This window comes from Acinetobacter sp. UBA3025 (assembly GCF_002367915.1).
GTDB lineage: Bacteria > Pseudomonadota > Gammaproteobacteria > Pseudomonadales > Moraxellaceae > Acinetobacter.
Genome location: NZ_DFDO01000096.1, coordinates 1 through 12,541, shown reverse-complemented (window position 1 = coordinate 12,541; position 12,541 = coordinate 1). Strand labels below are relative to the sequence as shown.

Sequence of the window (12,541 nt, the reverse complement as noted above, 5' to 3'; positions counted from 1 at the left end):
ATCATATTTGGCAGCATCAGCTAAAATTTGTAGTTTTTCTCGGATACGTTCAGACATGATTTCAGCAAGTTGTTGGCTAAAAACCTATTATAAATTTTCCCCACTATACACTATAGCTTTCCAGTCTTTGTGGCGACATCTCATGTCGTAAGAAATGTAATTGAACCGTTATCCATACAGCATTATTTCAAAATAAAATAACCAATATGATTTGCTTAATTCTGCGACTATAGGCAAAGTAGATAAAGTAACAGGGAGCAAATCTATGTCTTTATTAGAAAAACTTGGAATAAAACATCCTATTTTTTTAGCCCCTATGGCAGGCGTTTCGACACCTGAACTGGCAGCGGAAGTTTCAAATCAGGGAGGCCTGGGTTCGCTTGGCTTGGGAGCTAGCAGCGTAGAATCTGCGCGCCAGCAAATTTTAAAAACTCAGGAACTTACAGATTGTCCATTTCAGGTTAACTTTTTCTGTCATGACAGCCAGCCTCTTGATGAAAACGTAGCCCAAGCCTGGATTGACCAGTTTAAAGATAAATTTGCTGAATACGGAATTAATCCACCCTCTCAATTACACTGTATTTACCCAAGTTTTAAAGACAATGATGATTTCTTGAATCTGGTTCTTGAAACCAGACCATGTGCGGTTAGCTTTCATTTTGGTATTCCTCTTCCGCACCAGATTCAGGCTCTAAAAGATGCCGGTATTCTGACGATGGTATCTGCCACCAATTTTGCTGAGGCCAAAGCCATTCAAGCAGCAGGGATTGATATCATCATTGCTCAAGGCATTGAGGCTGGAGGTCACCGGGGTATCTTTAGCACCAAGTTTGATGCCTCAGTCAAAACTTCTAATCTGGTCAAGTTGATGAAACAGCATTTTTCACTGCCGGTGGTTGCTGCAGGCGGAATCATGAATGGTGAACAAGCCCGTCAGATGATGGACTTTGGCGCTGAAGCAGTGCAATTGGGCACAGCATTTGTTCAATGCAAATCTTCCAATGCCAATGACGCCTATCGTAAAGCGCTACTGTCCAAGCCGCTGACTCAAGTTAGTGCCAGCATTTCCGGCCGCCCAGCGCGTGGCATCATTAATCACTGGCACATAGACGTAGACACGCCTAATCGTCTGGATGTTCCTGCCTATCCGTATACTTATGATCTGGCCAAGCAGTTACATGCAGCAGCGTCCAAACATGGTGATCAGGGTTATGGCGCGTTTTGGGCAGGTTCAAATGTGGCGCAAATTCGTGAGATGGAAGCTTCTGATTTAATTAATCAGTTAGTGCTGGAAATGAAACAAAAATAAAGCAAAATTTAATTTTAGAACATAAAAAAACCTCTCCAAAGAGAGGTTTTTTATATCGATTCTTTAACGCGTCATACGATGCCAAGCATCTTTGATCGCAAATTTTGCTTCTTCCCAATTCAAACGAGATTCACCTTTCACCTGTTCCCATTTGGTTCGTAATTCAGGTTCGGCATGTTCAAAGTCAGTCTGACGGTCATATAGTGGACGGTTTTCATAACCAACCCGATAAGCACCACGATAGTCACGATCATAGTCGAGATCGCTGTAAGTAGTGCGTGATTCCGTATAATACGGACGGTTGGTATGCTCAGTTCTCCAGTAATCATCTTCCTGCTTAATCGTGTCCGGATGCTGATAATTATCTGCCTCTGGATGATTTTCTGGATGCTCATAGTTATCCGTCTGTTTCGGATGATCAGGTGAAGCAATATCATTCCCTGCAATACCGCCTACAACACCGCCAATGATACCGCCTACTACTGCCCCTGGAGGACCACCTACCAGACCGGCAGTCGCTCCAACTGCTGCCCCGCCTAAAGTACCTGCACTGGTAGCAAGTACATTATCCTCACCTTCATTCATATCTGGCACACGAGGATTATCTTTTTGAGGTGAATTCAAATCTGGTCGAGCACTGGCATCTGTTGCATCTTGATTTAATGCGTCACTACGTTCCTCTGGTAATTCAGTCGAGGTTTTATTGCCAAAGTCTGTAACTGGACGATTGGTATTTGTCATTATAGATCTCCCTTGATCATGAGAATGAACAAGATTGAATAAACATCTTGCCATGCTAGAAATTCAGCTTAGATCAATTTCACGTAAACAATGTCCATGTCATGTCCAGTTTCAGTGAACTTAATATGCGGCTATGTTCGATAAAGGTCTGAATGTAACGGAAGCATATAAAATCTTAGCTATAAGATAAAAAAGGTACTGTATTTACAACAGTACCTTTTAGAAGAACTAGGAAATCTCTCTTTTTATTTGGTTTCTAGAAGATTCACCTGATCTATTTGTACATCGCTCATGATATGTCCATGTTCCAGTAATCCATTAAAATAGTTTTCCACCACTTTATATTGATCGGCGGTGTTTTCTACCTGATACATATTTTGACGGAATTCATTGCTGGAACGTAAACCTTTGGTATACCAGGCAATATGCTTACGTGAAATACGACAACCTGAATATTCACCATAAAACTCATAAAGCTCAGATAAATGCCCTAGTAGCACCTCTTTCACTTCAGCAATACTTGGCGCAGCCAGATGCTCTCCGGTTTTTAAATAATGTGCAATTTCACGAAAAATCCAGGGACGGCCTTGTGCAGCACGGCCAATCATGATGGCATCTGCACCTGTATAGTCCAGTACATATTTGGCTTTCTCAGGGCTATCAATATCTCCGTTCGCAATCACGGGAATATTCAGCATCTCTTTCACTTCCTTGATTAAGGAGTAACGTGCCGTATTGAGGTACATATCTTCACGAGTACGGCCATGTAATGCCAGCGCTGCAATCCCCGCGTCTTCAGCACGTTTTGCAACTCGCAGAATATTTTCATGACCGTTGAGATAGCCCAAACGGGTTTTTAAAGTCACAGGAACATCAACTGCAGCAACAACTGCATCTAAAATACGTGCAACCAGATCTTCATCCTTTAACAAGGCAGAACCGGCCAGCTTATTACAGACTTTCTTTGCTGGACATCCCATATTGATATCAACAATTTGTGCCCCATTTGCGACCTGATAGCGTGCTGCCTCAGCTAAGTCATGCGGATCAGAACCAGCAATCTGCGCTGAGATTGGTGCCAGCTCACCATCAAAATTTGCCCGATATAAGCTCTTTTTGCTCATGCGCAAGGTCTTGTCAGAAGTCATCATTTCACTGACCGCATGACCCGCACCGAAGTACTTGCATAAGGTTCTAAATGGACGATCGGTGACACCTGCCATGGGAGCGACAATCAAATTATTTGACAGTTGATAGGGACCAATATACATATAAATTCATCACTTTGTTGATGAGCATAGTATACTGCATCTGCCTTGTTCACTCATCTTTTCAATTTATTTACGACACCATGAACAAATATTTTGCTCAAGTTTTTTCTCTTAAGTCCGTATCCATACTTGCTTTATCTATTAGCCTTGTAGGGTGTGGCAATGGTTCATGGTGGTCAAATGATGAACCAACTCTTGAAGTTGAACATATTCGTAAAGCCATTCCAGGTCGTGTCAGCCAGCGTGAATCCTGGGCACAAGATATTTATGACATCACTGACCAGCTCGGTATTCCACAAACCAAAGAGAATATCTGTTCAATCGTGGCAGTTGTCGATCAGGAATCTAACTTTAATGCAGACCCGGTAGTTCCTGGTCTTGGTGAAAAAGCCGTTAAAGAAGTTCAGGAACGTCTGGAAGAAAAATTTAAAGATAAACTTGGTGAAAGTATCGGTGGAACAGTTGCAGGATATTTCCAGGATGTACTGAAAAACCAGCCAAGTCCAGAAGACAATTATCTCAGCCAGATGCGCCGGGTCAAAACCGAACGTCAATTAGATGAACTTTATCGTGAAATCTTTGATTACATGGCCAAGCATTATCATGTAAGTGCACTGACAGGTGCAGCCAAACTATTTGGACAAAATATTGGCGAAAAAATGAATCCGATTACAACTTTGGGTTCTATGCAGGTTCATATCAGCTATGCCAAGGAATATAAACGTCAAGGTGGCAGTATTGCTGATTTGCGTAGTGACCTGTATAGTCAGTACGGCGGACTCTATTACGGGATTCATCGATTGATGATGTACCCTGCGGATTATGAAAAACCGATTTATCGTTTTGCTGATTATAACTCCGGGATGTATTCCAGCCGTAATGCAGCATTCCAGAGCATGTTAAATAGCTTAACCGAAGCTGAATTGAGCCTAGATGGCGATTTACTGCTATATACTAAAGATGGCGCGATTCGCTCACAAAAGAGTCAATCTGAACGAGAGCTCATCAGCGTTTTTGCAAAAAATAATTTTATTATTACTGAACGTCAGATTCGGGCGGATTTAAAGAAAGAAAAAGTTAAAGATTTTGAAGATACTATGACTTATCGTGGCATCAGTAAACTTTATCAAGAAAAAACCGGTAAAGAGCCAATTTATGCGATGATGCCAGAAGTCGTGATCTCAGGTCCAAAATTGAGTCGTGAGTATAATACTAACTGGTTTGCCAGCCGTGTCGATGGTCGTTATCAAACATGCATGCGCCGCATCAAAAACATAAAACTCTAGCCTTATTTGATTTTGATGGAACCCTGTATCCTTATGACAGTTTTACAGGGTTCATTTTCTATGCCTTAAAGAAAAGGCAAATTCTGAAACGTGGGCTTCGTATTCTGCCTTGGATTCAGGCTTATTATCTTAAGCTCTATCCTGCTCATGCAATGCGACCGAAGCTGTATTACACTATGTTCAGAAATAGTCATGCGCAGGAAATTCAGCAGCTTGCCGAAGAATATGCACAGCGGCTTGTTTTAAAATTGAATCCCAAGCTATTAAAGCAACTCAAACAACACCAGCAACTCGGGCATCAAGTCGTTCTCGTTTCAGCCTCGTTAGATTTATATTTAAAACCGGTTTGTACTTATTTAGGAATTGACCTGATTTGTAGTGAAGTAGAAATTCTGACAGGCAAAATGACAGGTTTATACAACACACCTGATTGTAGTAAGGATCAGAAGAAAAGTAGAATCCTGGAAAAATATAATTTAGAAGATTATGCTGAAATTTATGCTTATGGAAATAGCGAAGAAGATGAGGCAATGTTAAGCCTTGCACATTATGCTTATCTGGAAGGTCGAGATAAAGTACTTCCACTACTTGAAATGAATTTATCTGAGTCTGAGCTTAAAATAATTAATTAAACTGAGAATAATAAAAAACCGCTATGAACAGCGGTTTTTTATTGAAATCTATCTTACTTCTTAAACGGAAATGCATATTTCACAATACGTTTAATTACGCTGCCATACTGTTTTACCAGACTGGCATTGTTATAGTTCAGACCATATTTTTTACATACTGCTTCTACTTTTGGCGCCATTTGACGGTAACGGCGTGCAGGCACATCTGGATATAAGTGATGTTCAATCTGATGGCTTAAATGTCCAGTCAAAATATGAAACGCTTCAGAACCAGTCAAGTTTGAAGAACCACGAATCTGGCGCATATACCAGTGACCCCGACTTTCATTTTCCATCACAGCTTTCGGAAACACTTCTACATCTTTAGTAAAGTGACCACAGAAAATAATACTGAAAGTCCAGATATTACGAAGGCCATTTGCCACCAGGTTACCTGTCAATACCGGTAATGCTGCAGGACCTGCAATCAACGGGAAGAATACATAATCTTTGAATAATTGCTTGCCAATTTTACGCTGCATTGGCTTCCATTCTTCAAGAGTTTGTTCTTTGGTTTTACGGCCTTTGAAGTATTTACCCAATTCAAGGTTTTGAATGGCTACGCCCCACTGGAATAACAAGCAAAATGGAATACTGTAAATTGGCTGTAATAAATAACCTGGTTTCCAGCGTTGCTCAGGGAACAAACGCAACAAGCCATAACCAATATCATCATCCATGCCTTTAATGTTAGTATAAGTATGATGCTTGAAGTTATGGGTTTGACGCCAGTTGTCTGAAGTTCCGACAATATCCCACTCGTAGGTTTGGCCATTGAGCTTCGGATCATTCATCCAGTCATATTGACCGTGCATGACATTATGACCCAATTCCATATTTTCCATGATTTTGGCAAAGCCTAATAAGCCTGTACCCAACAACCATGCTGGCGGGAACCATCCTGCAAATAATAAGGCACGACCTGCAATCGATGAATAACGGATGCTCGAATATACGCGACGGATATATTTGGCATCTTTTTCACCTAAATCATCCAGCACTTCCTGTTTGATGGCATCAAGCTCACGTGCAAGTTCATCTAGCTCAGACTGGGTCAGTTCACGGTTTTTAGGATTTTTAAAATACTGTAATTTTACTGGCATATTCATAGGATAAAACTCGCTTATAAGTCGATGACAAGGTCAGTCTGCGCTGAGTTAACACAAATTTTTAAAAGATTACCCGGCTCGGTATTTTGTGCGCCATTGACCAGATTCTTGGTTGAACCTTCCGCTTTATTACAGGCACATTTATTACAGATGCCCATACGACAGCCATGGGTCGGTCGGATATTCTGTTGTTCCAGACTCACCAGAATCGACTGGCCTTTAGGAATCGTGACGATTTTTTTCGATTGAGTCAGGGTTACATTGACAAAACCGGTATCAGCTTCATCATTCAGACTCATGCTGAACGCTTCACTTTTGAACAGTTTTGCTGAAGCAAACAGTCGTTCTGCAGTCGCAACAAAACCTGATGGTCCACATGCATAGACTGTACTTTGTTCCAATGCTTGCAATTGGTCTAGATAAGATTCATCAAGACGCGGCGCAGCCGGTTGTTCCTGAGTTGCAAATACCTGATAAGAAAAGTTTGAAAACTTTTGTGCCAGCTCTTCAAAACGCGCAATGAAAGCAGCATCCTGGTTTTTCTTAACCCAGTACCATAAAGTTACTGGTGCAACCAGTTCAGCTTTATCTTTTAAAGCTTCCAGCATACTCAGCATTGGGGTGATACCACTACCCGCAGCAAGCAAAAGCAATGGGCTGTCCTGTTCTGGCAAAGTCATGTCACCGAAAGGCTGACCGAATTCAATGATATCGCCGACTTCAGCCTGTTCAGCAAACCAGGTAGTAACTTTACCCGCATTCACTTTTTTAACCGTCAATAAAATATGCTGCTGATCAATACGGGTCAGACTATAGCTACGTTCATAACGAATGCCGTTCACCACCACAAATACAGGATGATGCTGGCCCGCCTGACCGAACTGGAATAAATGATTGACACGAATCGTCAGGCTCAGCATATCCTGCGCAGCATGTTCTTTGCGCACAATCTTGCCTAAGGGCTGATTCATTGACCATAAAGGATTTAATTTCTGCATCCAGAAATTAATCGCATATGGATCAATCACACTCTCTTTCAGCGTATTTAATGGTGTTTTAAGCTTTTCGAGTACAGGCATCGTTTTAGACATCACCTTGGATTTTTAATTATTATACACTTGTATATATATTTGTATATACATTTGTATTGTTTCTAATCATTTCACAAGCTGGACCGCCTTCGTTATAATGTGTTAATGCCTTTTACTAATCACCTCATGAATGAGCCTTCAATGAAAATAAGCAGTGACGCGTCTTTACCATCGAAAAGCATTGATGAGCCCATTATTGTCCGTAGTGTGGGCCGTAAAGCGACCATTACCAAGGAAGAACTGTTTCAGGCTGCTTTAAACCTGATTGGACCACAAAAAAGTATTTCATCTTTAAGCTTGCGTGAAGTTGCTCGTGAGGCTGGAATTGCTCCGAACAGTTTTTATCGTCATTTTAAAGATATCGATGAACTGGCGATTGAATTGATTGATCGTGCCGGGATCGTGCTGCGTCAGATTCTCAATGAGTCCCGCCTAAAAGCATCGAAACAGAACAGTATTATCCGTAGCTCTGTTGAAGTCTTTATTGCCCAGCTGGATGCTGATGAAGGCAATTTAAGTCTGTTATTACGTGAAGGTTATACTGGTTCAAAATCTTATAAACAGGCAGTCGAACGCCAACTGAATTATTTCCAGCAGGAGCTTCAGGAAGACCTGATCCGTCTGGAACGACTAAATAATAAAAAATTATTTCATCCCGAGATTGCGGCCAGAGCGATTACCCAACTGGTATTTAATATGGGTGCCAATGTGATCGATATGGCACCTGAAGACCGTAAGGAAATTGCGGAACAAACCATGATCATGATTCGCATGATTCTGGAAGGCGCACGTCATCTGGATCAATCCCAAATCCGTTAAGCTAGACACCAAAAAGACTCTTTATGAGTCTTTTTTATTACCAAGATTAAAGCTTCTTCAATCTGGCTTTAATATGGTTTGCCGTCATTTCCGGATGCTCTAGTGGAAACATATGTCCGCCCTGCACCACCGAATAATCAATTTGATAAACCTTATGCATGCCTTGTGGTAAACCTTGCTGATAAAACTGGCTGCGTTCTGCTGTGATTAAATGTATCGGAACCTGGGGTGGTTTTCTTGGTGTACGCCACCACCAAGCCGGTACAGTCCGGAAAATTTCTGCCTCAATCTGTTTAGGAATGGCTAGAGTTACTCCTTCACGCTCTTGATCAGGCACAATCCCGCTTTCAATATAATCCTGAAAACATTGCTCATCAAAATGCTTAAACAGACGATTCGATTTTAGTGCTGCAACGGCGTCCTGTTTAGATGGCCAGTAATCCTTACGTTTTAGGGTAATACCTGCCGGAGTGAAACGGTCAATACTTTTTAGATTAAGCTTTTTCACAACTTCAAACAGTGCACTGTTTTTACCAATCACGAAAGGTGGATCCATGATCACCAGCTTGGAAAATAAATCCGGACGTTGATAGGCTGCCATTAAGGTTACTAAACCACCGAAAGAATGCCCGAGTCCAATCACTTTTTGATCCGGAGATTGCTGCTGGATATCCTGTATCACTTCATTTACTAGATAACGCCAGTCTTTGGTAATTGGATAGGCTGGATTCATCCCGATCAGCGGAATTGCCTTGACCTGATATTCATCCTGAAAATAATTTAAAAACTTGCGATAGCTTGCCGATGGAATGCCATTGGCATGAGTAAAATGCAAAACCTGTTTCATTATTTTCTTTGATCATTTCTTTATAAAGTCTGAAAGAAGCTTAATATTGAAATGCAAAATTCTACAGAACCAAATTCATCAATCTATGACCTTTAAGTCACTATGAACTCATGTCTGGATATAGATGATTATTTTTTGGAAATAGTCAGGTTTTGCATCGGCAAAAAAGTGGCTCCACAACTGGCTTTATCTCCAGCAATGATTACAGCCCTGCCTTTGACTATTGTAGATAAATCACTAGCAATAGCTGTCACGGTAGTTTGGCACTTGGGACAGTAATGCTTCATGCCATTCAGATGCACCGCCATGCCATTAATTAAAAAAGAGTTTTCACATTCAGTGACCATACCGCCATGGCTGGTTTTCGCGCCAATAGTGATCAATGCTTTGGACATGATATTTTATTTCTTATTCTTAGAGGTGCTGATTTTAAACAATACAGAAAATATCAGCTAGCACAGCCCGACCAAAAGCTCAATCATGACTTTAATTCCAGCCATAAAAAAGCAGCCCGAAAGCTGCTTTTTAATTCATTAGACTTTATGGCTTAACCACGACCATTACCTGAATCGCTTCAGGTGTTACAGATAAACCTTCTAACAGACTCAAACCTTCTTTCTGCAATTTCTGTAAACGTGCGATTTCATCTTCACGGATACTTGGGTTGAACTGTTTTAAGTAAGTCAGACGGTCAATTTCATACTGCCATTTATTACCATATACTTCTTTAGCCTGCTGCTTGAAGTTTGGCAATGCTGAACGAGCCAATTCCAATGCTTGTTGATAACGCGCTTCAATTACTTCACGGCGCGCTTTCACTACCTGACGGCAGCTATTGCCATCTAAATGATGTAGATATGGTTTCAGGATTTCAGGCGCAATCTTCTGAGACAGATCCTGACCTTTTTCACTCAGCAATACACGGATCAGCTGCTGTGGCAAGCTTGACGGTAAGTTCAGTGCTTTTGGTGCAACCACATCAACCTTGAACCACACTTCCATCAATACAGAACCTTGTGGCAATGCTGCAGACTTTAAGACCGCAACGTTGGTACTACCAAAGCCCTGAGTATTGATCATTTCCATCACGCTTTCAGTGAATGGATGCTCTAAAGTTAGATATTGAGCATCTTCACGAATCTGAGCCTGGTCACGATAGAAGGTGGCTGTCATACCCTCTTCATCCAGGGTCAAACCTTGTACCTGCATCTGATCCGTTGGCTTGATGATCACCGTACCATTGCTTTGCTCATCAAAGTCGATATTGGTCGATGCCATAAAACGCTTCATGAACATTGGCAAGGTGGTATTGTCATCATAGTCTTCAAGCGCATTAACAATTTCCTGTGCCACGACGGGGCGGCAAGAATTGTACTCAAGCAGACGGTCACGACCTTCCTGCAACTCGGCTTCAAGCGCTTCACGTTGTACGCTAACTTCTTCCAGCAGATCTTCAAATTCCTGACCTTTATCTGCCAGCAAGCAATCTTTCAGGGCAACAATAAAGTTTTCTTGCAGCGTTTGCGCCGTTGGAGAAATGTTGCTGAAAATATTCAGCGCTTCGTTATACCAACGGAACATACGCTCCTGCGCAGTACCCACCAGATAAGGCACATGAATCTGGATACGGTTTTCCTGACCGATACGATCCAGACGACCAATACGCTGTTCCAAAACATCCGGATTGGCCGGTAAGTCAAACAGGATCAAGTCTGATGCAAACTGAAAGTTACGGCCTTCTGAACCGATTTCAGAACATAACAGAATCTGTGCACCATAAGATTCTTCAGCAAAATAAGCTGCTGCCTGGTCACGTTCCAAAAGACTCATGCCTTCATGGAACATGGCAGTACGGATACCTGCATGCAGACGTAATACATTTTCCAGTGCTTCAACCACTGGACCACTACGGGCAATCAGTAATACTTTTTTGTGTTTCAGATCAGTACGCAGCTTTTCCATCAACCACATTACACGCGGATCGGTTTCCATCCACGAGCCATCAAGTTGAGATTCTTCCGGCCACATCTGTTCACGTAGTTTGCCATCTTTAGACCAGTTTTCTGGCGCTGGCAATGGTGCTGGCTGACAGTCACGACCCGGGAAGCCCTGAATCGCTTCACGTGTGTTACGAAACAGGATACGACCCGTACCATGACGGTCTAGCAATTCATGAATGGCACGGAAACGTTGCTCTGGGGTATCTTCAATCGCATGACCAAGCAGGCTTTCAATCGCAGTGAAATGCTCAGCTTCCAGTGGAAGGTCTGACATCAGTACTTCAGCGATTTTAGCGGTATGCTGATATTGCTCTTCTTCATCTAGGAAACGATCCAATGAACTGAAACGTTGCGGATCAAGTAAACGTAGACGTGCAAAGTGAGATTCTACACCGAGCTGTTCTGGTGTTGCAGTCAATAACAATACGCCCGGTGTTTTCTCTGCCAGCTCTTCGATCAGATCATAACGGTCATTGCCGCCTTCTTCCTCAGACCACATCAGGTGATGCGCTTCATCGACAACCAACAGGTCAAAGCCCGCTTCAATCGCCTGTTCGCGTAGATCTTCGTGATCCACCATCAAGTCCACAGAAGCAATAATGCGCTGCTCAGTCAGGAATGGATTTAACTCAGAATCATGCTCTTTAATCGAGGCAGTACGAGCCAAATCAAATAGGGAGAATTCAAGATTGAAACGACGGCGCATCTCAATCATCCACTGATATTGCAGTGAATCTGGAACCAAGATCAGAATACGTTCAGAACGGCCAGTTTTAAGTTGCTGATGAATGATCAGACCTGCTTCGATGGTTTTACCCAAACCGACTTCATCCGCCAGTAAAACACGCGGTGCAAAACGCTGACCGACTTCATGTGCGATATACAACTGGTGTGGAATCAGACCTACACGCGAACCGACCAGACCACGCAATGGACTGGTTTGCATATTGGCTTGCATCAATAAGGCTTCAATACGCAGGTCATACCATTCTTTATAGTCAATCTGGCTGGCCAGTAAACGGTCTAAAGGCTTGGACAACTGGATCGTTGCACCTACACGGGTTTCATTTAAAGCTTTACGTTCTTCTGTGCCATCTTCAAGAGTACGGACCACGTGATAACGCACTACGCCATTGCGGTCTTCAACTGACTCAACGGTCCAGATTGTACCTTCCTGATCTTGCAGCTCATCATTCGTATTAAATACGATACGAGATAAGGGTGCGTTACTGCGAGCATAGACGCGAGTTTCATCGCTTTTTGGGAATAAAATGCTGACCGATCGCTCATCAACATCAATAAGAACCCCTAAACCGAGTTCTGTTTCAGTATCTGATAACCAACGTTGACCAATAGCAAATTGCTGCAATTTTTCCACCTTTATCTTAAGTACAAGA

General features: G+C 42.2%; 11 protein-coding genes. 4 read left to right on the top strand and 7 right to left on the bottom strand.

Annotated features, from left to right (window positions below; all coding sequences use genetic code 11):
* Positions 1-265: 265 nt before the first annotated feature.
* Positions 266-1,309 (top strand): NAD(P)H-dependent flavin oxidoreductase, encoded by a 1,044-nt coding sequence (locus B4J23_RS03825; RefSeq protein ID WP_125279325.1) that lies wholly within the window; start codon positions 266-268, stop codon positions 1,307-1,309.
* Between the two features lie 63 nt (positions 1,310-1,372).
* Here the strand turns inward: B4J23_RS03825 and B4J23_RS03820 are convergent, their stop codons facing one another.
* Both B4J23_RS03820 and dusB read right to left on the bottom strand, forming a co-directional pair.
* Positions 1,373-2,050 (bottom strand): hypothetical protein, encoded by a 678-nt coding sequence (locus tag B4J23_RS03820; RefSeq protein ID WP_125279326.1) that lies wholly within the window; start codon positions 2,048-2,050, stop codon positions 1,373-1,375.
* A gap of 245 nt (positions 2,051-2,295) precedes the next feature.
* On the bottom strand, positions 2,296-3,321 hold the full coding sequence (dusB, locus tag B4J23_RS03815; protein WP_034702925.1) for a tRNA dihydrouridine synthase DusB: 1,026 nt from the start codon (positions 3,319-3,321) through the stop codon (positions 2,296-2,298).
* A gap of 80 nt (positions 3,322-3,401) precedes the next feature.
* Here dusB and B4J23_RS03810 point away from each other — a divergent pair, with 80 nt between their 5' ends.
* On the top strand, positions 3,402-4,607 hold the full coding sequence (locus B4J23_RS03810; protein WP_125279327.1) for a DUF1615 domain-containing protein: 1,206 nt from the start codon (positions 3,402-3,404) through the stop codon (positions 4,605-4,607).
* The gene (locus B4J23_RS03805) at positions 4,574-5,239 is read left to right on the top strand and encodes an HAD family hydrolase (protein ID WP_034169968.1); all 666 of its coding nucleotides are present in this window, start codon (positions 4,574-4,576) and stop codon (positions 5,237-5,239) included. The genes B4J23_RS03810 and B4J23_RS03805 overlap by 34 nt, the downstream gene beginning before the upstream one ends.
* Before the next feature lie 53 nt (positions 5,240-5,292).
* Here B4J23_RS03805 and B4J23_RS03800 read toward each other — a convergent pair whose 3' ends face one another.
* Positions 5,293-6,387, bottom strand: coding sequence for a fatty acid desaturase family protein (locus tag B4J23_RS03800; RefSeq protein WP_004786314.1), 1,095 nt, complete (start codon positions 6,385-6,387; stop codon positions 5,293-5,295).
* Between the two features lie 14 nt (positions 6,388-6,401).
* A complete protein-coding gene (locus B4J23_RS03795) occupies positions 6,402-7,466 on the bottom strand; it encodes a ferredoxin reductase (RefSeq protein ID WP_125279328.1) in 1,065 nt (354 codons plus the stop codon).
* A 153-nt stretch (positions 7,467-7,619) separates the two neighbouring features.
* Here B4J23_RS03795 and fabR point away from each other — a divergent pair, with 153 nt between their 5' ends.
* A complete protein-coding gene (gene fabR / locus B4J23_RS03790) occupies positions 7,620-8,297 on the top strand; it encodes an HTH-type transcriptional repressor FabR (protein ID WP_004786319.1) in 678 nt (225 codons plus the stop codon).
* A gap of 46 nt (positions 8,298-8,343) precedes the next feature.
* On the opposite strand, the gene B4J23_RS03785 is transcribed toward fabR, so the two are convergent.
* The 3 genes from B4J23_RS03785 to rapA all read right to left on the bottom strand — a co-directional run bounded on the left by B4J23_RS03785 (position 8,344) and on the right by rapA (position 12,522).
* Entirely contained in the window at positions 8,344-9,144 is an 801-nt protein-coding gene (locus B4J23_RS03785) for an alpha/beta fold hydrolase (RefSeq protein WP_125279329.1), read from the bottom strand.
* 128 nt (positions 9,145-9,272) lie between these two features.
* Positions 9,273-9,539, bottom strand: a complete 267-nt coding sequence (locus tag B4J23_RS03780; protein ID WP_004786323.1) for a PAAR domain-containing protein — start codon at positions 9,537-9,539, stop codon at positions 9,273-9,275.
* A 145-nt stretch (positions 9,540-9,684) separates the two neighbouring features.
* Positions 9,685-12,522: an RNA polymerase-associated protein RapA gene (gene rapA / locus B4J23_RS03775; protein ID WP_125279330.1), complete on the bottom strand. Its 2,838-nt coding sequence runs from the start codon at positions 12,520-12,522 to the stop codon at positions 9,685-9,687.
* Between the last annotated feature and the right edge of the window lie 19 nt (positions 12,523-12,541).